Origin of the sequence: Nostoc sp., assembly GCF_036918245.1 — a bacterium.
Lineage (GTDB): Bacteria > Cyanobacteriota > Cyanobacteriia > Cyanobacteriales > Nostocaceae > Nostoc.
Genome location: NZ_JBALEF010000073.1, coordinates 1 through 24,690 on the forward strand (window position 1 = coordinate 1; position 24,690 = coordinate 24,690).

18 protein-coding genes and 4 pseudogenes are annotated in these 24,690 nt (G+C 42.8%); 12 read left to right on the top strand and 10 right to left on the bottom strand.

Features of this window, described 5'->3' with window-relative positions; translation table 11 throughout:
* Positions 1 to 230: 230 nt before the first annotated feature.
* The 6 genes from pgmB to V7L12_RS21355 all read left to right on the top strand — a co-directional run bounded on the left by pgmB (position 231) and on the right by V7L12_RS21355 (position 7,592).
* Positions 231 to 3,251, top strand: coding sequence for a beta-phosphoglucomutase (gene pgmB, locus V7L12_RS21330; protein ID WP_335087291.1), 3,021 nt, complete (start codon positions 231 to 233; stop codon positions 3,249 to 3,251).
* Positions 3,252 to 3,511: 260 nt separating this feature from the next.
* The gene (locus tag V7L12_RS21335; protein WP_335087293.1) at positions 3,512 to 4,861 is read left to right on the top strand and encodes a PAS domain-containing sensor histidine kinase; all 1,350 of its coding nucleotides are present in this window, start codon (positions 3,512 to 3,514) and stop codon (positions 4,859 to 4,861) included.
* Positions 4,862 to 5,331: 470 nt separating this feature from the next.
* Positions 5,332 to 5,769: an RrF2 family transcriptional regulator gene (locus V7L12_RS21340; protein ID WP_335087295.1), complete on the top strand. Its 438-nt coding sequence runs from the start codon at positions 5,332 to 5,334 to the stop codon at positions 5,767 to 5,769.
* A 94-nt stretch (positions 5,770 to 5,863) separates the two neighbouring features.
* On the top strand, positions 5,864 to 6,259 hold the full coding sequence (locus V7L12_RS21345; RefSeq protein ID WP_335087297.1) for a pentapeptide repeat-containing protein: 396 nt from the start codon (positions 5,864 to 5,866) through the stop codon (positions 6,257 to 6,259).
* Between the two features lie 94 nt (positions 6,260 to 6,353).
* Complete coding sequence (locus V7L12_RS21350; protein WP_335087324.1) at positions 6,354 to 6,836, top strand: DUF2243 domain-containing protein; 483 nt, start codon at positions 6,354 to 6,356, stop codon at positions 6,834 to 6,836.
* Between the two features lie 120 nt (positions 6,837 to 6,956).
* Positions 6,957 to 7,592 (top strand): DUF4129 domain-containing protein, encoded by a 636-nt coding sequence (locus V7L12_RS21355; RefSeq protein ID WP_335087299.1) that lies wholly within the window; start codon positions 6,957 to 6,959, stop codon positions 7,590 to 7,592.
* Positions 7,593 to 7,639: 47 nt separating this feature from the next.
* On the opposite strand, the gene V7L12_RS21360 is transcribed toward V7L12_RS21355, so the two are convergent.
* Entirely contained in the window at positions 7,640 to 8,923 is a 1,284-nt protein-coding gene (locus V7L12_RS21360) for an aspartate aminotransferase family protein (protein WP_335087301.1), read from the bottom strand.
* A gap of 148 nt (positions 8,924 to 9,071) precedes the next feature.
* On the opposite strand from V7L12_RS21360, the pseudogene V7L12_RS33285 reads away from it, so the two are divergent.
* Together V7L12_RS33285 and V7L12_RS21365 are read left to right on the top strand one after the other, a co-directional pair.
* A pseudogene (locus V7L12_RS33285) lies at positions 9,072 to 9,185 on the top strand (potassium channel protein); the annotation flags it as partial.
* A 468-nt stretch (positions 9,186 to 9,653) separates the two neighbouring features.
* A complete protein-coding gene (locus tag V7L12_RS21365) occupies positions 9,654 to 10,670 on the top strand; it encodes a potassium channel family protein (RefSeq protein WP_335087303.1) in 1,017 nt (338 codons plus the stop codon).
* Between the two features lie 65 nt (positions 10,671 to 10,735).
* Here V7L12_RS21365 and V7L12_RS21370 read toward each other — a convergent pair whose 3' ends face one another.
* The 3 genes from V7L12_RS21370 to lysA form a co-directional block, all read right to left on the bottom strand.
* A complete protein-coding gene (locus V7L12_RS21370; protein WP_335087305.1) occupies positions 10,736 to 11,485 on the bottom strand; it encodes an isoprenyl transferase in 750 nt (249 codons plus the stop codon).
* A complete protein-coding gene (gene cdaA / locus V7L12_RS21375; protein ID WP_292868005.1) occupies positions 11,482 to 12,405 on the bottom strand; it encodes a diadenylate cyclase CdaA in 924 nt (307 codons plus the stop codon). The genes V7L12_RS21370 and cdaA overlap by 4 nt, the downstream gene beginning before the upstream one ends.
* 94 nt (positions 12,406 to 12,499) lie before the next feature.
* Positions 12,500 to 13,897 (bottom strand): diaminopimelate decarboxylase, encoded by a 1,398-nt coding sequence (lysA, locus tag V7L12_RS21380; RefSeq protein ID WP_335087308.1) that lies wholly within the window; start codon positions 13,895 to 13,897, stop codon positions 12,500 to 12,502.
* Positions 13,898 to 13,989: 92 nt separating this feature from the next.
* On the opposite strand from lysA, the gene rimI reads away from it, so the two are divergent.
* From rimI to V7L12_RS21400, 4 genes and pseudogenes are all read left to right on the top strand, one after another.
* Positions 13,990 to 14,541 (top strand): ribosomal protein S18-alanine N-acetyltransferase, encoded by a 552-nt coding sequence (gene rimI, locus V7L12_RS21385; protein ID WP_335087310.1) that lies wholly within the window; start codon positions 13,990 to 13,992, stop codon positions 14,539 to 14,541.
* 566 nt (positions 14,542 to 15,107) lie between these two features.
* Complete coding sequence (locus V7L12_RS21390; RefSeq protein WP_335087312.1) at positions 15,108 to 17,576, top strand: ATP-dependent Clp protease ATP-binding subunit; 2,469 nt, start codon at positions 15,108 to 15,110, stop codon at positions 17,574 to 17,576.
* Between the two features lie 308 nt (positions 17,577 to 17,884).
* Positions 17,885 to 18,433 (top strand): hypothetical protein, encoded by a 549-nt coding sequence (locus V7L12_RS21395; RefSeq protein WP_335087314.1) that lies wholly within the window; start codon positions 17,885 to 17,887, stop codon positions 18,431 to 18,433.
* 374 nt (positions 18,434 to 18,807) lie between these two features.
* Positions 18,808 to 19,047 (top strand): annotated as a pseudogene (locus V7L12_RS21400) (Uma2 family endonuclease); the annotation flags it as partial.
* A 144-nt stretch (positions 19,048 to 19,191) separates the two neighbouring features.
* On the opposite strand, the gene V7L12_RS21405 reads toward V7L12_RS21400, so the two are convergent.
* The 6 genes and pseudogenes from V7L12_RS21405 to V7L12_RS21430 form a co-directional block, all read right to left on the bottom strand.
* The gene (locus V7L12_RS21405) at positions 19,192 to 19,938 is read right to left on the bottom strand and encodes a creatininase family protein (RefSeq protein WP_335087316.1); all 747 of its coding nucleotides are present in this window, start codon (positions 19,936 to 19,938) and stop codon (positions 19,192 to 19,194) included.
* 396 nt (positions 19,939 to 20,334) lie between these two features.
* Positions 20,335 to 20,607: pseudogene (locus V7L12_RS21410) on the bottom strand (cupin domain-containing protein).
* A gap of 22 nt (positions 20,608 to 20,629) precedes the next feature.
* On the bottom strand, positions 20,630 to 20,989 hold the full coding sequence (locus V7L12_RS21415; protein WP_335087318.1) for a Mo-dependent nitrogenase C-terminal domain-containing protein: 360 nt from the start codon (positions 20,987 to 20,989) through the stop codon (positions 20,630 to 20,632).
* Positions 20,990 to 21,669: 680 nt separating this feature from the next.
* A pseudogene (locus V7L12_RS21420) lies at positions 21,670 to 23,134 on the bottom strand (protein kinase domain-containing protein).
* A gap of 48 nt (positions 23,135 to 23,182) precedes the next feature.
* Entirely contained in the window at positions 23,183 to 23,731 is a 549-nt protein-coding gene (locus V7L12_RS21425) for a GIY-YIG nuclease family protein (RefSeq protein WP_335087320.1), read from the bottom strand.
* 68 nt (positions 23,732 to 23,799) lie between these two features.
* Positions 23,800 to 24,126 carry a hypothetical protein gene (locus tag V7L12_RS21430; RefSeq protein WP_335087322.1) on the bottom strand — a complete coding sequence of 109 codons (327 nt, stop codon included), beginning with the start codon at positions 24,124 to 24,126 and terminating at the stop codon, positions 23,800 to 23,802.
* Between the last annotated feature and the right edge of the window lie 564 nt (positions 24,127 to 24,690).

Below are 24,690 nucleotides of genomic sequence, written 5' to 3' on the forward strand. Positions count from 1 at the left end.
TTCATCCACCTTTGAACTCCGTTCATCCACCTTTGAACTCCGTTCATCCACCTTTGAACTCCGTTCATCCACCTTTGAACTCCGTTCATCCACCTCGGAACTCCGTTCATCCACCTCGGAACTCCGTTCATCCACCTCGGAACTCCGTTCATCCACCTCAGATACTCGTTCATCCACCTCAGATACTCGTTCATCTAGCTCAAAGACTCAAAATCTCTACTTCCCAACTTATGCAAACAAAAGGTCGTTCTCGCCATTTTATCTACACAGACTGGATATTAATCGAAACCCAGTTTGACCCTGAGCAATTGCACTCCAAAGAAACCGTCTTTACAATTGGCAATGGATACCTGGGAACAAGAGGCAGTTTTGAGGAAGGTTATCCTCATGGATTGCCAGCTACTTTTATCCACGGTGTCTACGATGATGTGCCTGTGGTGTACACTGAACTGGTAAATTGCCCTGACTGGCTACCCTTGGTAGTGATTGTGAATGGCGATCGCTTCCGTCTTGATCAAGGTGAGATATTGCGCTACGAGCGACAACTCGATCTGCGTCATGGATTACTGAGCCGTGCCTTGCGTTGGCGCTCTCCCAGTGGGAATATCATAGACATTAGCTTTGAACGCTTTGCCAGTCTTGCAGATCCGCACGTGTTGGCGTTACGCTGCAATGTAACGCCAGTAGATTTTGATGCGTTAATCGAACTTCAAGCTAGCATCAATGGCTATCCAGAAAATCAGGGTTTCAATCACTGGGAAGAATTAGACCAGGGTAAGACTAACCAAGAAATCTGGTTGCAACGCCGTACACGCAACTCTCGAATTGAACTTGGTATGGCTGCTAAGGTGACAATACTAGGCACTAAAGCATCTTTGCAAGTCAATACCGCACCTGGTTATCCTACCTTGAGTACAACCTTCTTGGCTAAAGCGCAGCAGACCGTGACAGTGGAAAAACTCGTGACAGTTTTTACCTCGCGGGAGATTGAAACACCAGTGCCAGCAGCTCAAGAAAAACTCACACACCTGCCAGACTACGCAACATTGCTAAAAGCTCATAAACAGGCATGGGATGAAGTTTGGCAGCAAAGTGACATCCTGATTGAAGGGGATAGCACAGCTACTTTTGCTGTTCGCTACAATCTGTTTCAACTGCTGATTGCTGCCTCACGGGATGATGACAAGGTAAGTATTCCTGCTAAAACCCTTTCTGGGTTTGGCTATCGCGGTCATATATTTTGGGATACAGAAATTTTTATGCAGCCCTTGTTTCTGTTTACCCAACCAGCGATCGCCCGCAACTTACTCAGTTACCGTTGGCACACTTTGAATGGAGCTAGACGCAAGGCAGTCCATTACGGCTATAAAGGGGCAATGTTTGCCTGGGAAAGTGCTGATACCGGAGATGAAGTAACACCACGTTGGTCTATCGGCAGTGATTTTTATGGTGAAGATGTGCGGATTTGGTGCCGCGATCGCGAAATTCACATCAATGCAGATATCCCCTACGCTGTTTGGAACTATTGGCAAGCGACTGGTGATGATGACTGGATGCAAAAGTGCGGCGCAGAGACGATCTTGGATGCCGCTATCTTTTGGGGTAGTCGGGTGGAATTCAATTCTGAGCAGGATCGGTATGAAATTCGGGGAGTAATCGGAGCCGATGAATACCATGAATTCGTCCACAATAACGCCTTTACAAACCGGATGGCGCAATGGCATTTAGAGAAAGCGATCGTAGTCTATGATTGGTTAGCTAACAAATTCCCCGAACGAGCCAAGGAACTAGAACAGAAACTAAAGCTTACTCCAGAGGAGCGATCGCACTGGCAAGATATTATCGCCAAAATATTGTTTTTCTATGACCCATCAACAGAACTAATCGAGCAGTGCGAGGGATTTTTCCAATTGGAAGATATCAACTTAGCAAATTATGAACCACGCGATCGCTCCATGCAACCGATCTTGGGTATTGATAAAACCAACAAATCTCAAGTACTCAAGCAGCCAGACGTATTAATGCTCCTATATTTAATGCGAGAATCAGCAGATTTTCCCTACAACGAAAAAGCATTGCAGACAAACTGGGACTACTACGCACCCCGCACTGATATTACTTATGGTTCGTCTCTTGGCCCAGCAGTTCAAGCGATTTTAGCTTCCGATTTGGGTAAATCAACCGAAGCTTACGAACAGTTTATGCGAGCGTTAATGGTGGATCTTGAAGATAATCGAGGTAACACCAACGATGGAATTCACGGTGCTAGTGCTGGTGGTATTTGGCAAGCTGTAATTTTTGGATTCGGCGGTATCCAAATAACTGAAAATGGCCCTGTAGCCAACCCCCACCTTCCCCCAGGCTGGACGCGATTAAAGTTTAAGCTGCACTGGCGCGGGAAATGGCACGACTTCGACCTACATCAGGGACAAGTCGCCCAAGACATAACTCGTCAACTAGAATCTCTCCAACTTTCCCTCTCCCCCGATCCCCCAAATTCCCACTCACAAGCTTCTGAACACCAGACTTCTCCCCCTGCTTCCCCTGCCTCCCCTGCTCCCTCATCTTCCCCACTCCCCCCTCCCCATAACCCCAACATCCAAGGATTCATCTTCGATTTAGATGGTGTACTAACAGATACAGCAGAACTTCACTATTTAGGTTGGCAAAAGCTAGCAGATGAAGAGGGTATACCGTTTAATCGGGAAGCTAACGAAGCCTTGCGGGGTGTATCTCGTCGTGCATCCCTGATGCTGATTCTGAGAGATAGACCGTATTCGGAAGCACAAATCGAGGAGATGATGGAGCGCAAGAATCGCTATTATGTCGAATTGCTCCAAAAGATGACACCAGAGGATTTGTTGCCAGGTGCGATCGCCTTGTTGGATGAACTGCGGCAAGCTGGTATTAAAATCGGTATTGGTTCAGGGAGTAAAAATGCCCGCCCAGTGCTAGAGCGATTAGGCATTATGGACAAAGTAGATGCGATCGCAGATGGTTACAGTGTCCAAGAACCCAAGCCAGCACCCGACCTATTTCTGTACGCAGCCAAGCAGCTAGGAATCGAACCAGAGCAATCTGTGGTTGTAGAAGATGCCGCAGCAGGTGTTGAAGCCGCTCTAGCCGCTGGTATGTGGGCAGTAGGACTCGGCCCTGTTGAACGAGTTGGAGCCGCTCATGTTGTTTTACCCAGCCTAGCAGGTATAAAATGGGCAGACCTACGCGAGCAATTGAGTAACATTTACAGATAAAAACAGTGAATAAATGAGAACCGCTTGATTACTTACAGCAGATTTAAAGGAAGGTGAAGTACACAACGATTCCTCTTAAAGCCAGCTAGAAAGAGTGTTTTACTTCTGAATTCTGCTGTATTCAGTTCTAATTACTCCAAAGAACTAAAATTACCTAAAACTACACTGAAATTACTGATAACTACTAAACTCCAAAAGCTAAGATCGTCCAAGTAGGGAATTTAAAATAAAACCCAACTTTAAAATTTAGGAGCAAGAGCGTGAATTTGGACGATTTAGCTTTGCAGATAGAGAATATGCGTAAGCGCGTCGCCCTCTTGCAACGCCAGAGTGAACAGCAAAAAGCACAGGCAGATATTGAACTCGTTACCGCAGTATTCAAAGAAGTTTACCTAGCTTTGGAAGAACTGCAACTAGTAAATGAAGATTTAAAGCAGCAGAATGAAGAATTATCCAACACTCAACAGGACTTTGTAGCACAAGGTCAGCGCTACCAAGAACTATTTGAGGAAGTACCAGACGCTTATTTTGTGACTGATACAAAAGGGATAGTTCAGGAAGCTAACTCAGCCGCCACCACTCTACTCAACATTTCTAAAAGTTTGTTGTTGGGCAAATCCATAGGGATTTTTGTACTTGAAAAAGAAATAATTGCTTTTCATTTAAAACTAACTCATCTGCGCGATCGCGCCCAATTCCCAGACTGGAAAATGCAAGAGTGGGAAATAAACCTGCGGCCACCTGACAAAACACCTATTATTGCTGCGGTTAAGGTTGCTGCTATCCGTAATCAATATAGTGAGTTAGTCGGTCTGCGCTGGCTATTGCGGGATATTAGCGAAAGCAAGCGAACCCAAGCCAAGCTGCAATGGGCAGAAGAGGCGATGCGACAAGCGCTTGCTAAAGAAAGGCAGTTTAGCGAACTTAAATCCCGCTTGCTTACCATCACCTCCCATGAGTTTCGCACCCCTTTGGCTACGATCCACTCTTCTGCGGAACTACTAGAACATTATCGCCACCTCTGGAGCGAAGAGCGACAACATACCCACCTACGCCGCATTCAAACATCAGTGATGCATATAACCCAGTTATTGAATGATGTATTGGTGGTGAGTCAGGATGAAACAGGCAAGTTAGAGTTTAATCCAACACCCATAAATTTAGTGGAATTTTGCCGCGATTTATTAGAAGAATTACAACAGAGCGATCGCTCACAACATGCGATTGTTTTTAGCAGTGAGTGCCAATGCATACTAGCTAACTTAGACGCGAAACTACTGCGGCAAATCTTAAGTAATTTATTCTCGAATTGTCTAAAATACTCTCCCATTGGTAGTACGGTTAAGTTTTCTGTCACCACTGCCAACGAGCAAGCTATATTCCAGACTCAAGACTCTGGTATTGGCATTCCTGCTTCTGACATTGAACACATCTTTGAACCCTTCCATCGCGCCAGTAATACAGCCAATATCCCAGGAATGGGATTGGGGATGTCCATCGTCAAGCAGGCTGTAGATTTACATGGTGGCGAGATTACAGTCAAAAGTGCGATCGGTGCGGGAACTACCTTTACAGTCATTCTCCCATTTTCGATAAATTTCCATGTATAGCGGCTTGCACTCAGAATTTTGCTGCGCTCCCATTTAATATTCAAATTTTAAAGTCCCTCTCCCAAGCTTGGAAGAGGAATTTCGGGTGAGGGCCTTTGATTCATCTAATAATTACTGACACAATTGGGTTGAAAACTAGACAGTCTAAACTTTTAAGTCAGTTTTCCCTTAGAAATACTGTACACTATAGCGCTTCTCGTTTGCGTTAGGTATACCCGTAAGGGCACGGCACTGCCGTGCCCCTACACCCCGCGATATAATGTTGTACCGCATCTGAATGGGAACCGCTAGAATAAATCACTTTTATTTATCGAATTTAGAAATAAAAGTAATTGCTTGTATCCTAGAAGGTCTTTAAAGTAGAGTTAGCCGGTCAACAATAGGTTGATTGTAAAGTTTTTCTTCGCCGTAGCTTAGGGAAACGAACTCAAAGACTTTGTATTTTTAAAATATGAGCAAATATTACGCCTGTGGTAATCTCTAACAAATCAGAATACGCACTTCTAGCCCTGTTAGAGTTAGCAACCTGCTACCCTAACGGTGAAGCCCTACAAATTCGAGAGATAGCGGCATTGCAAGACATCCCGAACCGCTATTTAGAACAACTCCTGGCAACATTAAGACGTGGAGGTTTAATTAAGAGTATACGCGGAGCCAAAGGTGGCTATGTTCTGGCACGAGAACCCGGAAAGATTACAGTGTTGGATGCTTTTAGCTGCATGGAAGGGTCAGATATTGTTGTCTCTCCTTGTGAACCGACTCCCAACACAGTAGAAGGTGAGCTAATTCAGGAAGTTTGGCAAGAAGCACGTCAGGCTGCTAACTCCGTTTTGGAAAAATATACACTCCAAGACCTTTGTGAACGAAGATCAATCCGAGCACAGAAAGAACTAATGTATTACATTTAGGAAGGATGACCAAATAATTACTAATTCGTAATTCGTAATTCGTGACTAAAAAGGGTACGTGAAAGTAATAACGAGCAACCTCTGACGCTGTTATATGCCTGAAGTCAATTTTCAACAGCCTATAAATAGTGCCTCTACTCTTGTGGAGAGTTATGCAGCAGGAAAACGGAACTTTAGTAAAGCAGAATTGGGTAATGCTGATTTGCAAGGCATTAACTTGAAAGGATCTGACCTGAGTTATGCTGACCTGAGTGAAGCTAACCTGAGTGGCGCAAATTTGAGGGGAACTGACCTGAGCTTTGCCGATCTTAATCAAGCTAATCTGAAGGATGCCGATCTTAGGGGAGCATTGTTGATGTCAGCTAATCTCCGCCAAGCCGCTCTCAAAGGAGCGAACCTAGAAAAAGCAGACTACGATCGCAGCACCCATTTTCCCCAAGATTTCGACCCAGCCAAAGCAGGTATGCAGATTAAATTTGTAAATTATTAATTTAAGTTGAACGAGCGTACTTGCCTCAAGATAGAAGATTCTTTTCCCAAAAGATGTTGTATTTTGGTAAGAAAGCCTATCTATGAGGTTGACAATGGAGGCAAAAAGTGAAACCCCCAACCAACGCGCACCACTAATTACTGCTGGAATTTTTCTTGGTGTGGGTCTTGGAGGATTTCTTGATGGAATTTTACTGCATCAGCTCCTCCAGTGGCATCATATGCTCAGTAGCATTCGACCTCTGACAAACATGGCGAATATAGATTTGAACATGGTATGGGATGGGTTATTTCATGCCTTGGATTGGGTATTCACCGTGGTAGGACTTGTGTTGCTATGGCGTGCCGGAGGGCGTGATGATGTTCCTTGGTCATCACAGATCTTTATTGGGTCACTAATGATTGGGACTGGGTTGTTTGACTTCATTGAAGGTTTAATTGACCACCAAATTCTCGGTATCCATCATGTGAAACCAGGCCCAAATCAGTTAGTTTGGGATCTAGGATTTCTTGCATTCGGTGCGCTACTTATTGTTATCGGCTCGATAGTGATAAAAAAAGAAGTCAATAGTCAATAGTCAATAGTCATGGGGCATTGAAAAGAGGCAGAGGGGCAGAGGGGAAAAACTTACTGCAACTTCTCCCCTGCTTGCTGCCCTGCTCCTCTGCTCCCCACTCGCCGCTCCCCCTTCCCCCTTATGCCTACAGACACTTTTGAAAAAACTAGCTGGAGTTGGCAGCTTTCTCAATTCCAACAACAAGCGGGTGAATGGTGGGAATACCAGTTTTACCGCTTTGAAAAGGCTTTACCAGAATTGCCTACTGGATGGTCAATTAGCCCCTGGCTAGGTGAGTTGCTGAAATTCCTGTTTTGGCTGGTACTGGGATTATTTATAGCGTGGGTGGGTTGGCGATTATGGCGAGAATTCAGCCCTTATGTTTATTCTTGGCTAAATAGAAGTGGCAATATCACTGATTTTCGCGTAAAAACTGGCTCCAATGAGTCATCGATAGCCCTTTTGTTGGAGCGATCGCAAGAATTTTATCGTCAAGGTAACTACCGTGAGGCTTGCCGTTATATTTATTTAGCGATGTTGCAGCAGTTGCATCAAAATGCGATGTCTAGCGACAAGTCGCAGGGCGCCTACGCACTCCACAAACTCAGCCGTACTGATGGAGAATATCTGCAATTGCTGCGATCATCTGTGACTCCCATACAGCCCTATGAAACTTTAATTACCACTCACGAGCAATTATGTTTTGGTAATGCCGAGATTTTGCCAGACAATTATGAGCAGTGTCGGCAAGCTTATCGAGAAATTTCCCCGGAATGAAAAAGAGACGCTGCATTGCAACGTCTCTACACAAAACAAACAATATTCTATTTGGTGAGAATCCCAATCGCCTTGTCCACAGCTTGCAAGGCAGTGTTGACTTCCGCCTCTGTAACAATTAACGGTGGGACAAACCGGACTACTTTTGGCCCGGCTGGTACCAGCAATACACCCTCTTTGATGGCAGCATTGACGATATCGGCTGCGGTTATCCCAATGTCGGCTCGTAGCTCCAAACCGTTGATTAAACCCCAACCCCGAACTTCGCTAATGTGCTGAGGATATTTTGCTGCGATCGCTTTTAATCCAGATCGCAACTGTTCGCCCCGTTCTTCCACATTCTGCAAAATATTTTCCCGTTCCAATGTCTGGCAAACACTGAGTGCTACACCACACACAAAAGGATTACCGCCAAAGGTGCTGGCGTGTTCTCCTGGTTGAAAAACGTCGCAGAATTTCTTGCTGATCATTGCACCGATGGGGATACCACCACCTAAGCCTTTAGCACTGGTGAAAATATCCGGTTCAACGCCGAGATGTTCGTAAGCCCATAATTTGCCGCTGCGCCCCATACCAACTTGCACTTCGTCAAAAATCAACAAAATGCCAGTTTCATCGCAAATTTGCCGTAACTTTTTGAAATAGGCAACATCTCCTGGACGTACACCGCCTTCTCCCTGCAATGGCTCAATCAGAATCGCCGCTACCCGATAATCGCCTTCATCCAACTCGCTAATCGCCACTTCCACAGCGTTAATATCGTTGTAATTTACGTAGTGGAACCCAGGAACTAAGGGATCAAAGTACTTTTGATACTTCGGTTGTGCCGTGGCGGTAATCGTTGCCAAAGTCCGCCCGTGGAAACTGGCATTGGCGGTTAAAATAATCGGTTTTTCAATGTCTAATACTGTGTGGGCGTATTTCCGCGCCAGTTTGATTGCGGCTTCGTTAGCTTCAGCTCCAGAGTTGCAGAAAAATACGCGATCGGCACAGGAATGATCGACAAGCCATTTTGCCAATTCACCTTGCTCAGGAATGTAATACAAATTAGAGACATGATGCAGCTTTTGGATTTGGCGTGTCACCGCTTCTACCATCGCTGGGTGGGCATGTCCCAAAGTACAAGTAGCAATTCCCGCCACAAAGTCCAGATATTCCTGCCCCTGCGTATCCCAAACCCGGCATCCAGCACCCCGTTCTAGGGCTAAGGGAAACCGGGCGTAGGTAGACATGACAGCTTCATTAAAGCTATCTGTATCAAAGGGACTAGATGGTACAGACCCTGAATCTGGGGGGATGGTGGCTTGGTCAACGAGAGTTTGTAGGCTCACTACCGCTCCTCCTGAAAGTTTTTCATTATATAGTTATTTACTAGTTTCCTAGAAATCCCTAAAAAATACTTTTTATTTAGCACATCTCGTACTTCTTCTTAAACTAACGCTTATATCACTTCAAAGGTATGGCGGTGGTGAAAAAATTTTGTACTCAAAACTTGAGCAAAAATATCAACGTATCCAAAAGGAGTTAATGGCTAGGGCGATCGCTCTTGGTGGTGTTTTCTTCATGTTTAATTTAACTGGGCATTTAATTAAATTAACGTATCCAAGTCTGAATAAGGATTTCAGGAATTTTGAGCTTTGAAAAAATGCCGTTTAAATATTGCCAGTATTAAAAAAGTAAAAAAGTGAAACTTACTAACTATAAGCTGAAATTCAGAGCACAGGGGGAAGCCAAGCAGAGCCGCCTCCCACAAGTCAATTTTATTACAGCAGTTTTCAAATAGATGAGGTACAAAATGCAGGACTCACGCATCAGACACAAAAAGTTTCTGCCTTCTGCCTCCAAACCCATAGCGTTGTACTTTATGTAAAAGAAAACTGCTGTAATTTTACATGGCGTAACTTAGTTTGATTTATTCTTGCCCACTTACTTAGTTTAAATATACTAAAAAGGACGAATATTAAAAAGTTAACAGAAAACTAGAAAAAGTAGGTTAAAAGTACTATTTTTACCTCATTCTCAACACTTGAGCAAAAATATCAACGTATCCAAAAGGAGTTGATGGCTGGGGCGATCGCTCTTGGCGGTGTTTTCTTCATTGGCACTTTGTGGTACTGGTTAGTGGAGGGCTGGTCATGGGAAGATGCAGCTTACATGACAGTCATCACTTTAGCGACTGTGGGATATGGAGAGACGCACCCACTCGGTAGCCGAGGACGATTATTTACAATTGCCCTGATTTTGTTGGGTGTAGTCAATATCGGTTACATTGTCAACAGATTTACAGAAGCGATCATTCAAGGCTACTTTCAACAAGGAATTCGGCTACAGCAGCAGAGGCGGTTAATGGAATCCCTATCAGAACATTACATCATCTGTGGATTTAGTCGGACTGGTCGTCAAATTGCCAAGGAATTTCGGGCAGAAGACGCAGCTTTTGTGGTGATTGATTCGGAGATGGAATCAGTACAAAGGGCACAAACTGAAGGTTATACAGCATACCAAGGTGACGCTACATTAGATGACACACTTTTGAAAGTTGGTATCGAACGGGCGGTTTGTATCGTTGCAGCCCTTCCTTCTGATGCGGAAAATTTATACATTGTATTATCAGCTAAAACACTGAATTCGGGAATTCGGGTGATCGCACGGGCAAGTACAGAAGAAGCTTTGCAGAAGTTACGACGCGGTGGTGCAGATGAAGTGATATCCCCCTATATTACTGGTGGGAAGCGGATGGCTGCTGCGGCACTCAGACCCCAGGTGTTGGACTTTGTAGACGGGATTTTGACAGGTGCAGACCGCCAGTTGTATATGGAAGAATTTTTACTCGACCCGGCTTTCTGTCCTTTTGTAGGTCAAAGTTTGCAAAAGGCGAGATTGCGATCGCAATCTGGGGCATTGGTTCTGGCAATTCGCCGTGTTGATGGGACTTTAATCGGTGGCCCCACTGGCGACACGATTTTAATGCCGGGAGATCGGCTAATTGGTATGGGTACAGAAGAGCAGTTGCGTAGCCTGAATCAAATTCTCGGCCCAATGAATTCCAATAAACTGCGGCGACCGAAAAATAGTTGATATTATTTTGTTTAATTACTTTTTTATACCAATTTGTTTGTATAACTACAATTGCGTAGACAGATTTAGACTTTCCCAAATCGCCGCTCCCGTTGCTGGTAGGCACACAAGGCGCGGTGAAATTCGGCACGGTCAAAATCGGGCCAGAGAGCATCGGTAATATAAATTTCTCCATAAGCCATTTGCCAGAGAAGAAAATTTGAGAGGCGCATTTCTCCACTTGTGCGAATTAACAAATCTGGGTCAGTAATTCCGGCTGTGTACAAGTGGCTCTCAAACACCTGTTCATTAATTTCATCGGGTTGTAGCATACCTTGCTGGACTTGCTTTGCGATCGCCTGACAAGCTTGTAAAATCTCTTGCCGTCCGCCATAATTAGTTGCTACCGAAAACCGGATACCACGATTATCCTTAGTTTCTTCCATTGAACGGGAAATTTCTTGTTGGAGCGATCGCGGCAGGTCTTGCAAATTCCCTACAAACTTAATTTGAACATTTTCTTCGACCATTTCCCGCAGTTCTTGGCGCAAAACTCTTTGAAATAGAGTCATCAAAAAATCTACTTCTTCCTGCGGTCTTTTCCAGTTCTCCGTTGAAAAAGCATAAGCTGTCAACGCCTGAATTCCCCAATCCTGACAACAGCGAAGTAAATCCTTAAGAGCATCTACTCCTCGTTTATGACCCATAATTCGGGGTAGACCCTGACGTTTAGCCCATCGACCATTACCATCCATAATCACCGCAACATGCTGCGGCAATAATTCTCGTTTTAAATCAGTAGGTAAATCTTGCAGTTTAGTTTGTTGTACTGTCATTTTTTATCTCGAGAAGCGGTCGATGGTAATCTGAGTAAACGTGAAACCAGTGCTAGTGTCTTCCCACCTATCCGACGAACAAAACTCAACAGACCAGGAGCAACTGCTTCCCTATCTACGGATGGAGACAAAACAGCCTCTAATGACTCTTTCAGTTTCCTAATCGTCAGCGGTCTATTTAGGGTTCCCCGTTCCGCTAAGGAAATAGAACCCGTTTCTTCAGAGACAACGACACAAATGCAATTTTCGACCCGCTCAGTAATTCCCATTGCTGCCCGGTGGCGTGTTCCCAACTGGCGCGAGGCTGTGCGTCCCGAAAGTGGTAAAATTATACCGGATGATACGATCCGTGAGCCACGAATCAATGTCGCTCCATCGTGTAACAAAGTTTTCGGCTGAAAAATTGTCTGGATTAGTTCTTTAGAAACTTCCGCATTTAGCTTTACTCCTGGCACAGAAAAATCTCGCTCATCAATTGGCCCTGTGGTTTCCACAATTAATAAAGCTCCAATGCGGTTTTTTGACAATTCTTTAACAGCCTCAACAATTTCATCAATTACACTATCAGATTTGGGGATTGCCAGACGGTCGGGTTGAAACAGCTGGCGGAATTCGCCACGCCCCAATTGCTCCAAAAACCGCCGAAACTCTGACTGTAGAGCAACTGCCATCGCCACAGCACAACCAATCACCAACTTTTCTAGTACAAAACTTAGCAGAGGTAGTCCGAATCTGCCACTTAGTGCTGAGGCTAGCATTAAGATAATGAATCCCCGCACCATCCATAGTGTCCGGCGCTCACTAATAATAACTAGTATCATGTACGTCAGCGCCAGCACTAATACAATATCCAGAGTCCCAAGTAGCAAGGACTGTGACCACCCCAGGTTTGTCAGCCATTGCTTCCACCAATCTCTCATGACATCTGGATTAAACTTTTGCCTCTAATTACGGTTGGTCATTAGTCATTAGTCATTAGTTCTTGGCTAATGACCAATAACTAAGGACAAATGACTATTTCTTTAGTCTTTCTGGTAGGCGATCTTGTCGAATTAAATCTTCATAAGTTTCACGTTGCAAAATTAAATTTGCTTCGCCATTCGCCACTACGACTGCTGCCGGTCGGGGCAAGCGGTTGTAGTTAGATGCCATACTGTAATTGTACGCACCAGTTCCCATAACTACGAGAATATCCCCTCCTTCAGTCTTTGGGAGTAGAGCATTTTTAATCAGAATATCTCCTGATTCACAATGTTTACCAGCAATTGTGACTGTTTGGGTTAGGGGAGAAGACATTTTATTGGCAATGACTGCCCGATAAACTGATTGGTAAGTAATGGGGCGGGGATTGTCAGACATTCCGCCATCTATTGCCACGTAGGTACGAATTTCTGGGATAACTTTGGATGAACCAATAGTATAGGCAGTAACGCAAGCTGTGGCAATTAGCGATCGCCCCGGTTCACTCAGTAATTTCGGCAAAGGCAGATTTTCAGCTGCACAAGCTTCTTGAATTACTTCACAAATCGCCTTCACCCACTCTTCAATGCTAGGGGGATCGTCTGATTCTATATATTTAATCCCTAAACCGCCACCAACATTTAACTCTGTAATCTTTAAACCATACTTTGCGGCATCTCGCAGCCACTGCACCATAACGGCGGCCAAATCTTGATGCGGTTGGCGCTCAAAAATTTGGGAACCAATATGAGCGTGTACTCCTACGCAATTCAGGGCAGATTGTTGACTGACAAAGGTAAAAACTTCATCTAAATCGTTGGGATCAAAGCCAAATTTACTATCTAAGTGTCCCGTGCGAATATATTCGTGGGTATGACACTCGATACCGGGAGTTAGCCGTAGCATGATGCGAATTGGTTGAGCAGGTTGGGCGATTTCGACAAGCGTACGCAACTCATACCAGTTATCCGCCACAACGGTAACACCAGACCCGATCGCTAAAATTAATTCTTCACGAGATTTATTATTTCCGTGGAGGTAGATTTTCTGGGGACTAACACCCGCTTGCAAGGCGGTGTAAAGTTCGCCCCCAGAGACTACATCGATTCCTAAATCTTCAGAGGCGGCGATCGCACAAACTGCTAAACAATTCCAAGCTTTTGAGGCGTACAATACTTGAGATTCACCCTTGTAGTATTGCTTGAAAGCATCTCGGTATTGCTGACAAGCCGAACGTAGGGTTTCTTCATCTAAAATATATAAAGGTGAACCAAACTGCTCAACTAGGGTCGTGACATCACACCCACCAATTTCCAAGAGGTCATGATGATGAACTCTGGCAGTCAAGGGTAAAAGTTCTTGATTAGGCGATGGATTTGGGCTGGTGTCGTGCCTTTGAGGTAAATATTGACTTCCAGAATGTTGAACCCCAGTGGGGTGAGTCGATACCATAACTATAAAAGTTTTCCTTGTTCAAATTACGGGCTTTGAGTTCGTCTCCCGATTCCCAGTTTACAAAGGGTTTGTAACGTTATTCAATAAATGTGATCTCATTAGACTTAGAAATTCAATTACTGACTCCAGAGCATCTGAGTGCATTGTTGGAACTGGATCAAGCCTGTTTTGGTGGTCTATGGACAATGGAGGGCTACCAACGAGAGTTGGACAGTCCTAACAGTGATTTGCTGGGTTTATTCTCTCCTGTCTCTAATTCGAGACTGCTGGGGATGGGTTGCTTTTGGTCAATTTTAGAGGAAGCCCACATTACAATTTTGGCGGTTCATCCCGAATATCACCGTCAAGGTTTAGGACAGGCTTTATTATATTCACTCATTAAGACAGCTTGCGATCGCAAAATGGAGCGAGCTACCCTCGAAGTGCGAGCTTCCAACTTGGGGGCTATATCTTTATATCAAAAATTTGGCTTCAAAGCAGCGGGGCGGCGGCGACGTTACTACCAAGATAACGATGAGGATGCTTTAATCCTTTGGCTACCAGATTTACAACACCCCAAATTTCAAGCAACTTTAGACCAGTGGTTTTCCATTGTCAGCGATCGCCTCGAAAAATCCTCTTGGCACTTGCTTTTTAACTAATTCCTAATTCGTAATTCGTAATTAATTACGAATTATACCTTTTCCTAATCGTACAAGGTAGATCGTAGCCCCCTTTTGAAGAGCGGGGAGGGGGTTGGGGGTGGGGTTCTTGTAGCTCACAAGGACTGATAACCGCTATATTTAACTGTTGGGCATTATTAATTTTGAATTATTGGGGCTTGCACTCGGCTTCAGCAAAAAAATGTCAATTTGCTGCGCCTATTTTCATTTAAATATTTTATTTAAAAGTTATTTAATATAAGAGAAATGGATATTAATTTTTTTTGCTTGATATTAAAAAGTATATATGTTAAAAATAAACGTTTGGGATTGAGTCAAGAAACTCTCAATGTAAGCAGTGAACTGTTTGTAATAAATCCCAAAAAGGCTGGTGAACTAAAGCTTCTCAGTACACTAGCAAGACAAAAGTAGTCAATAGTTAACAATTAGCCCATCAACCCAAGTCATAGCTTCAGGATGTCTATAATCTGTTATACAGGCATCCAAAAGCTTTGCCTGTGCTAAAATCAGCATACCGGCACGACCGCAGATGATGGGATAAAGCCATGTTTGAGCGCTTCACAGAAAAAGCCATTAAGGTAATCATGCTGGCCCAAGAAGAGGCCCGCCGTTTAGGTCACAACTTTGTCGGAACCGAGCAGATCCTCCTGGGTCTGATTGGCGAAGGCACTGGAGTGGCTGCCAAGGTGCTGAAATCAATGGGCGTCAATCTCAAAGATGCCCGAATTGAAGTTGAAAAAATTATAGGACGGGGATCAGGCTTTGTTGCCGTGGAAATTCCGTTTACGCCACGGGCGAAGCGAGTTTTAGAACTCTCCTTGGAAGAAGCACGCCAACTGGGGCATAACTACATTGGCACCGAGCATCTGCTGTTGGGCCTAATCCGCGAAGGGGAAGGCGTCGCAGCCAGGGTGCTAGAAAACCTCGGTGTGGATCTATCTAAGGTAAGAACCCAAGTCATCCGCATGTTGGGAGAAACTGCCGAAGTTTCACCAGGCGGTTCATCCGGGCGCACAAAAACCCCGACTCTGGATGAATTTGGCTCAAACCTCACTCAGATGGCAATCGACAATAAGCTCGATCCGGTGGTGGGACGCGCCAAGGAAATTGAGCGGGTGATCCAGATTTTGGGTCGCCGGACTAAAAATAACCCAGTGCTGATTGGTGAACCAGGGGTTGGCAAAACTGCGATCGCTGAAGGTTTAGCCTCACGCATTGCCACGAAAGATATCCCTGACATCCTGGAAGATAAACGCGTCGTCACGCTGGATATTGGTTTGCTCGTAGCAGGAACCAAGTACCGGGGTGAATTTGAAGAACGCTTGAAAAAAATCATGGATGAAATCCGCTCTGCGGGTAATGTCATTCTCGTGATTGATGAGGTACACACCTTAATTGGTGCGGGTGCAGCAGAAGGTGCTATCGACGCAGCGAATATCCTCAAGCCAGCTTTGGCTAGGGGTGAGTTGCAGTGCATCGGCGCTACAACCCTAGATGAATACCGGAAGCACATCGAGCGAGATGCAGCGCTAGAGCGGCGTTTCCAACCAGTGATGGTTGGTGAACCGACAGTTGATGAAACAATTGAAATTTTGTATGGTCTGCGCGAACGCTACGAGCAACACCACAAACTGAAAATCTCCGACGAAGCATTGGTAGCGGCAGCGAAGTTATCAGACCGTTACATTAGCGATCGCTATCTCCCAGATAAAGCCATCGACTTAGTTGATGAAGCTGGTTCTAGGGTGCGCTTGATTAACTCCCAACTGCCACCCGCAGCCAAAGAGTTAGACAAAGAACTGCGTCAGATATTAAAAGAAAAAGATGACGCGGTGCGCTCTCAAGACTTTGACAAAGCTGGGGGATTGCGCGATCGGGAGATGGAAATCAAAGCCGAAATCCGGGCGATCGCTCAAAGCAAGACCAATGCAACTGGCACAGAAGGTGAAGAACCTGTAGTTACAGAAGAAGACATTGCTCACATTGTCGCTTCCTGGACTGGGGTACCGGTGAACAAACTCACTGAATCTGAATCTGAAAAGCTGCTGCACATGGAAGACACCTTGCACCAGCGTTTAATTGGTCAAGATGAAGCTGTGAGAGCAGTTTCACGGGCAATTCGTCGCGCTCGTGTCGGTTTGAAAAATCCCAATCGACCCATAGCTAGCTTTGTCTTCTCTGGGCCTACTGGTGTAGGTAAAACCGAGTTGGCGAAGTCCTTGGCTGCTTACTTCTTCGGTTCCGAAGAAGCGATGATCCGCTTAGATATGTCGGAATACATGGAGCGTCACACCGTCAGCAAGCTGATTGGTTCACCTCCAGGTTATGTTGGTTATAACGAAGGTGGTCAGCTGACCGAAGCCGTGCGGCGGCGTCCTTACACCGTGGTGTTGTTCGACGAAATCGAAAAAGCGCACCCCGATGTATTCAACATGCTGCTGCAAATTTTGGAAGACGGTCGGTTAACTGATGCCAAAGGTCGCACGGTGGACTTCAAGAACACCTTGCTGATTTTAACTTCCAATATTGGTTCTAAGGTAATTGAAAAAGGCGGTAGCGGTATCGGCTTTGAATTCTCCGAAGATGCCAGCGAGTCAACTTACAACCGGATTCGCTCTTTGGTGAACGAAGAATTGAAGCAGTACTTCCGTCCAGAGTTCCTCAACCGACTCGATGAAATTATCGTCTTCCGTCAGTTGAGCAAGCCTGAAGTCACCCAAATTGCCGAAATTATGCTCAAGGAAGTATTTGGTCGTCTAACTGAAAAGGGTATCACCTTAGAAGTCACAGACCGCTTCAAGGATCGGTTGATCACTGAAGGTTACAGTCCTAGCTACGGTGCAAGGCCATTACGTCGGGCAATTATGCGCCTGTTAGAAGATAGCCTAGCAGAAGAAATTCTGTCTGGTCGCATTAAGGATGGCGATACAGCCCTTGTTGATGTCGATGAAAATGGCGTTGTGCAAGTTAGTTCTCAACAGCGTCGGGAATTGTTACCCCAAGGTGTTGAGTAGGATTTAGAGTTTGGGATTTAAGTCTCAAATAGAAAATTAGAAAACGGTAGAGCAATAAGCACTCTACCGTTTTTTATTGTCAATATATACAAATCAAGGCTGATAAGCTGTTTCACATTTAACTTGCATAATTAAAGCGGATAAGATGCCCATGCTACAAGACTTCATAAAATTTGACTATGCAAATTAGATAAGTTTTAGCAGATCACAACACTAATGCTGGACATTTAACGATACTGGTTGTTAGGCTATATTTGATACAAAAATTATAAGTTTTGGTAAGTATGTGCTAGGTGTAATAACTTCTTATGAAAAAAGTAAGAAAAATATCTACTTTTCCAGTAATATTACTACTATTTGTATTGCAAACAGCTTGTAGTCGTCTTTCTTCACAGCAATTAGATAGTGGTATACAAAAATCACCTGACTATAGAAATCAGTCTCATGATCCCACAACACAGATTAGTAGTGAGCCTAGTGAATCAAGGCAGAATTCACAGCAAGAATATAGTTATGATTCTGAAGAAGTAAATGAAGCATCCAATATTTCGGAGCTACCAGGAAATTGGACACTACTAGCAAATAATGATACAGAGCAGGCTGAATTTTGGGTTGAAGTTGATTCAATTAAACGAAGTGGAAGTACAGTAATAGTGAAGACTTTGTTTAAAAATCCTCAACAAGGATATACGCAACTTTTAAGATTTGACTGTGAGTTTTATATAGTTCGGTTGCTTGCGACAAATGGAGAGCAACCTGATCCATATCATCAGCCTGAAGCATATGCATCGATTGGAGAGAAAATTCAGCCTGGTACTTTTGTTGACAAGCTTTATCAATCTGTTTGTCGAAAGTAGATTTACAGTAGAAGGTCTACTAGTGGATATGGATGTTCGTTTGCCGGAGCAAAAATTCTTAGAGGGTATAGATTAATAAGGATGCGGCTAATAAACGTTTACTTGAAGCTAATATGGTATAAATTTTTAGTTTTTATTAGGAAATTTATCATTACAGAGTTTCTTTCCCTACCCCCATTAGTAATAATTGATGAATTGTAGTTGCTTTCTGGATATATCGACTTTCTATCAATAGCAATGAGAATTATTACCCCAAGAGGTTGAGTAAAATTTAAAACTGTCTGTATCTTCAATCAATCGACTGATTCTGAATCAGACCTGAAGTGCCTTTAAAATGGGAAAATATAAAGAATCATTGGGAGGAATCAATCGTCATGAGTGTGATAGTTGCTAAGTGGACGATTGACGAATATCACCGCATGATTGACGCTGGCATTTTGAGCGATCGCAAAGTTGAACTACTCAAAGGAGAAATTGTCGAAATCTTCGCGCAAGGAGAGCCTCACGCTTATAGTATTGGTGAAGCTAGTGACTATTTAGCAAAGTTATTGGCTGGACGCGCCAAAATTCGCCATGCTAAACCAATTACTCTACCCAACAACTCGGAACCCGAACTTGTCTTGCTAGGTTAACGCATCTCTACAAGGGTTATGGATAACGCATATTTAATTTCACCAGATGTCTAAATAATCATTTTCAAGATATTTTATGCAGAGACACGATTTTACTCGCATCTCTACAATGTCTTTTCATGAGTTTTATTCTGCGTTCACAAATTCCAAATATCCATTGCTAAGTTCTTTCACTGCTAAATCATAAAATTGCTTACCATGTTCTGGCGTTGCTAAAGCTGGATTTGATCCCATGCGTCCATCTGGATAACGTACTCGAAAGTCAGCAGCGCTATAAATCCTATGTCCGCTTGCAACTTCTGGTGAAAGGGGTGCTTGCTTAATCGCTTCTGGATAAACATACTGGGTGAGAGCTACTTCGCTTGGCGTTGCATGAGAACCTTCTTGATCCCCATATAATTCTTTAGCTAGCTTATATACAGAACCGCACATAAACCAGTTTGCCACTTGACATTGCACCTGTTGAGCATTGGCAATCTGCAAATCTTCTAAATGAGCATAAGTTTCTGAGAAAGCAGCTTTGAGGGTGGCAATATTACCGCCGTGTCCGTTAATAAAGTAGAATTTGCTAAAACCAGCTTTTGCTAAACAAGTTACATAATCTCGCACTACTTGAATTAAAGTGCTGGGACGCAGACTGATTGACCCAGGAAAAGCAGTATGGTGCAGTGCCATCCCCACATTGATTGTAGGGCCGACGATCGCTTGGGTTGCATCACCCACACCGGCTGCGATCGCTTCTGCACAAATAGCATCAGTACCAATTAACCCTGTTGGCCCGTGTTGTTCTGTGGAACCAATAGGGAAAATAATTCCCTTTGACTGCTGTAAATAAGCTTCGACTTCTTGCCAAGTACTTAAATGCAGTAACATTGTTAATAATTTTCCTCAATAAAATTGCGGTGGTATGAAACCTTTTGCTGCTAAACAGCATCTTCTGTAACTAAAGTCCCACTAATACGATTATGAACTCTCTGGATTTTCTCTGCTGGCGATCGCACAAGATCCCCGACAACTTTTGCGAAGTCGGGGATCTTTAATTTACTGCCAAATTTGGAAATAATTAGACGAGCTATTTCTATGAATATTGTTTAGGTAATGGACTCGCAACGATTTTTGACAGTGATAGATATAAACAATTTACCGATTCTGCCATTTTATCCTACGATACTCGCCGCGAACCTTCCCAGAATATAAGTCAAAATTGATTTATGAAAGGTTGCTTTTCTGGATAATCAAGAAAAAGAGTCGATCAATTTTGATTTTTGACTACTCAAAATAATAATGCTTCTTTACGTCCCTTGTAATTTCCCATGTACAAGACATACCAGTGGGAAAAATCACTAAATCGCCCTTACCCATTTGCACTGGTTCTCCGCCATAAGGAGTAACAAGTACGTCACCTTCCAAAAAACAGCAAGTTTTTTAATAATCATAAGTCCAAGGGAATTTTGAAACTTCCTTTTTCCAAATTTTCCATTTAAATACACCTAATTCATTAAGATATTCTTGTGTGGGTTGATGCTCAATTTTAATTTCCATATTATGTTTTATCTAGTTATATTTAGCAGTAAGATTGAATATCTTCTCCACACTGATCTACTAGATAACACAAAGCGCGAAAACGTAAGTAGACAAGTTCGTTATAAAGCGGATTCAGCTTGCACATTGGCGGAATGTGTCCTATTTTGCGACCAAAAACCATGAGATCGCGCTCAAATGGACACTGGGCAGGAATTAGTTTAGCAATAAATCTAGCTAATTTCCGATTCTGAATCTCAATTTTGTCGAGCCATTGACGTAATGGTTGCAGTAAATCTAATTTGGGTTGAGCAAATTGCTTTTTACTACCTGTTTGATTCTTTTCTTCTAAAGGTTTAATAAAAGCAGGCAGAAAAATACGCTGATTCTGTGTTTTAAGCATAGTTTTAAGCAAGGTCTTCCTTGTAAATATGAACTATTTGCCGATTGAAAATATCACAATGTAATATATTTAGTCAATTTGCACTGTGCTTGGAGATTAAGAAGCAAAGTAAGCATAATGCAAACAATTTACATGCATCTTTGGGAAGAGAAATGGTTTAACTAATTGTTATTTAAGCCCACCAAATCATGAAGAACTGTCCCGTTAAATACAAAATAACAAAGAAAATATAAAAATGGCATTTCTTTAACTTATGGATTTCTAATCTTAAAAATAGCAATTTTATATATTATATATAAATGCCTGGTTCGGAAACTGACTAGTATCTAGAGATGTAGTTTATGGCACAAAAACACAGTTTTGTTCTGACTCCACATACATTTCGCTAGGATTAGCCCCTAATATCTTTCGATTTTAGGGTATTGAATATCCATATTTTTGTCTAATATGCTACACAAGTTAACCTAAATATTATCTAATAAGTAGCCATAAATCGATTGATAAGTCTAAACTAATATAAGGACTTATACAAGAGCAAAAAGCACTTATACTGAGTAATTCTACAGTTTTTATAATCAGCTTTGTCCAACGACTCACTGTGAGATTTTGCCATTAGCACAGCCTCTTGTAGAAAAGTATTGGTTATTCTCCTCAGTTCTAACTCCCTAAGGATGAAAAAATTATTTAAAATATCTTAACCCAGTATTAGCCTGATATTTGCTAATATATTCTACATTTTGTTGCTCTAATTTTGACAGCAATTTAGGTGGAAATATTTTTGGTGAATGTATAGAACGATACCAAGGTTGGTTATTAAAGTAATTTTGCAATTCAGTATTATCAAAACGGCGACCATAACTGGCAAAAATCGAATTTCGCATAATATCGAGTTCAAAACCGCTTTTACCATCCAAATCTGCATCAATTACAAGCCTTTTAGAAAGCCAGAAATAATTGTTGAGAGTCGTGGTACCAACTGGCGGTATTGATGTAGTCGAGAGAAGGTGTAGATTGAGTTGGAACAGATGGGGTAGTTGGTGTAGATGTGGGAGTTTCTATCACTGGGCTTGTAACATTTGACGGTGTTTCTGAAGGTAATACGGTTTTGTCTGTTGTAGGTTGAGAAGATTTTGGTAACACTTGACTAATAATCACAGATGCACCAATTAACCCACCTGCAATCAAACTACCCATGAGAATATTATTCTGACTATTACTACTTTGAGGGCTAGGCTGTGGTTTGACAGGGACTGTCTGCGGTGGCGGTGCAGAGACTACAGTCGGTTGAGTCAAGAGGGGTTGCGTCGGTGGAATTGGATTTGCTATGCTCTGCAAAGAATCCAGCATTGCTCTAGCTGTGGGATAGTGATCGCGTGGATGATAAGCGATCGCCCGATCGATTACTCTTGCCATAATTGGGCTAACATGACTAGCATACTGTCGCCAGACAATTTCACCCGTCTGGGAATCCGTCTCTAGTTGTTGCGCCTGTTTACCAGTCAGCAAATAAATTACCGTCATACCTAAACTGTATAAATCACTAGAATAAACTGGTCTACCTGCGGCTTGTTCACTCGGCATATAGCCAGGTGTACCAATCACAATCGAACTCGTAGGATTGCCTTAAGAATTTACTACTGTTCCCATTGACTCCCGCACAGCACCAAAATCAATTAGCACTGGTTTACCATCTCGGTGACGCACAATGATGTTATCAGGTTTAATATCGCGGTGAACGATATGTCTAGAGTGAACGTAATCCAGGACAGGTAATAAATTCATGAATAATTCCTGGACAGCGCTTTCACTAAATAGCCCCTGCTTCTGGACTTTTCCAGTTAGGGTATCGCCTTCAATCCAGTCCTGAACTAAATAAAACTGTCCACCTGAACAGAAGTAAGCATATAATGCCGGAATTTGGTCATTTGCGCCACCAAGTTCTTCTAAAATAGCTGCTTCCCGTTGAAATCTCTCTTGCACTAACTGGTAAATTTGGGGATTGTTGTGAATCGGTCTTAGTTGTTTAACCACACAACAACACTTTGAAGGCATATAGGTGTCTTCAGCTAGATAGGTTTCACCAAACCCACCAGCACCCAGTGTGCGGATAACTTGATAGCGATCGTTCAGCAGCCGTATTGTCATGGGAGATTACAAGCGATATTCATAAGATAGTTTTCCCCAAAACTACCTTCATTTCAAATCTAGTAAACCTTCTTCTTTCAATTTAGGATTGAAGCGAATCTGCATTTGCAAACCGCGCACTTCTAACAATTGCGTTGAAATTTCTGCTTCTACTCTCCGTGCCACATTTTTAAGAACTTTTATTTGTGCTAATTCATCATTAGCTGGATTTTGATAATTTGCCTGTTCTTCATCTGTCATTACGACTTTGATATCAATGGGATGAGTCCATTTTTCCTTGTTATCCCCATTACCCCAAGGCACACTGCCATTTTCAGCAATCCAAGTATTTTCAGTATTTTCTAAAATTGTGCGACTAGGGCGTTCAATAGTTTGAACCTTGACCCAATAGCATTGCTGTGGCTGACGGACTAAATGCTGCTTGAGGCTAAGATAAACATCACGGGAGTATCCTACAAATTGCAGCACTTTTTCTTGGTCAAATATAGCGTATACACCGATTTTACTCTGAAATTGTTCGGGTAATTGCCCGCGATCGTCTATATAAGGTATATATTCCAGAGTTGCCAAAGAAGAAAGATTTGTTTCAGAAGCCATACATCAAATATCAAACTTACTATTTGCCTTCAAAATTGAAAATTACGAATTAGGGAAAAATTAATTCATTACTCAATCAATTTTTGGTAAATTGCACAAAGGCGACTGGGTTTAAAAATCTTAGCACTGAACATGAAATTTGGAGGTACATTGATGATGACATACTCATCAGATTCATGATACTTTTCAAATTCTGCTGGCATTCCTTTAGTAGTAGTTAAGCTATAAGGAACTGGCTGGAAAAGTAATTCTGTAAATTTAAGTTGCTCACATCCCAACTGTTGACAAATTTGGTTCAAGAAAGCAACGCTTGTCAATAAATTGAATAGACTTTGTTGAGCCTGTGCTTCAAGAGTGAAACTGCCATCAAAGTTCTGAACGATTTTAAGGGACATTTTATGTATTAATAGCTAGTTATTAACGACTAACTGATGATAGAGAATAGGCAACATTTACACATGGATGATCGATCATCCAAAAAGGCTAGGCAACTAAGTCTATCTTTTTGTGCAGATGTGTTTGGTGAAAAATCACCACTTTAAAGCCTATTGGATTGTGAGACTTCTGTCAGCTATGCGAGCAAGCTGGGATGGTTAAGAATCGTGAAGTTTAGAAGATTTTCAAAGATACGTGATTTCTGCGTAACCCATGTGCTGATGAGCAAGCCTTATTCTCGGAAAAATAATTAAGTTTTGTCAAAATTAACCATTTCGGCACTTTCTTGTGACCCAGTTGCTATGTATAAATTTATTTTTAGAAATTAAAAGCCTTATCTAGTCTAGTTTTTGGAAAATACCTCAATTTTTGAATCAACCTGCATAGGACAAATACAGGCACAGTCAAAACTTGACAATTCATTATCTAAACAAAAAGCTCCAAGCCGTGATGTGAGCTTGGAGCTTTTGATTTAGAGAATGAAACCTGGCATCGAGCTATTTTTGCGTAGGGCAACCCCTAAA

What these genes read in the sequence shown, in the direction of transcription:
- V7L12_RS21355 (WP_335087299.1), top strand. Translation starts at nt 6,957, where the DNA reads ATGCCTACAGACACTTTTGAAAAAACTAGCTGGAGTTGGCAGCTTTCT.
- V7L12_RS21365 (WP_335087303.1), top strand. Translation starts at nt 9,654, where the DNA reads ATGGCTGGGGCGATCGCTCTTGGCGGTGTTTTCTTCATTGGCACTTTG.
- pgmB (WP_335087291.1), top strand. Translation starts at nt 231, where the DNA reads ATGCAAACAAAAGGTCGTTCTCGCCATTTTATCTACACAGACTGGATA.
- V7L12_RS21405 (WP_335087316.1), bottom strand. Translation starts at nt 19,938, where the DNA reads ATGTTACTGCATTTAAGTACTTGGCAAGAAGTCGAAGCTTATTTACAG.
- V7L12_RS21415 (WP_335087318.1), bottom strand. Translation starts at nt 20,989, where the DNA reads ATGCTTAAAACACAGAATCAGCGTATTTTTCTGCCTGCTTTTATTAAA.
- V7L12_RS21430 (WP_335087322.1), bottom strand. Translation starts at nt 24,126, where the DNA reads ATGTCCCTTAAAATCGTTCAGAACTTTGATGGCAGTTTCACTCTTGAA.
- cdaA (WP_292868005.1), bottom strand. Translation starts at nt 12,405, where the DNA reads ATGAGAGATTGGTGGAAGCAATGGCTGACAAACCTGGGGTGGTCACAG.
- V7L12_RS21370 (WP_335087305.1), bottom strand. Translation starts at nt 11,485, where the DNA reads ATGACAGTACAACAAACTAAACTGCAAGATTTACCTACTGATTTAAAA.
- V7L12_RS21350 (WP_335087324.1), top strand. Translation starts at nt 6,354, where the DNA reads ATGGAGGCAAAAAGTGAAACCCCCAACCAACGCGCACCACTAATTACT.
- lysA (WP_335087308.1), bottom strand. Translation starts at nt 13,897, where the DNA reads ATGGTATCGACTCACCCCACTGGGGTTCAACATTCTGGAAGTCAATAT.
- V7L12_RS21390 (WP_335087312.1), top strand. Translation starts at nt 15,108, where the DNA reads ATGTTTGAGCGCTTCACAGAAAAAGCCATTAAGGTAATCATGCTGGCC.
- V7L12_RS21345 (WP_335087297.1), top strand. Translation starts at nt 5,864, where the DNA reads ATGCCTGAAGTCAATTTTCAACAGCCTATAAATAGTGCCTCTACTCTT.
- V7L12_RS21425 (WP_335087320.1), bottom strand. Translation starts at nt 23,731, where the DNA reads ATGGCTTCTGAAACAAATCTTTCTTCTTTGGCAACTCTGGAATATATA.
- V7L12_RS21395 (WP_335087314.1), top strand. Translation starts at nt 17,885, where the DNA reads ATGAAAAAAGTAAGAAAAATATCTACTTTTCCAGTAATATTACTACTA.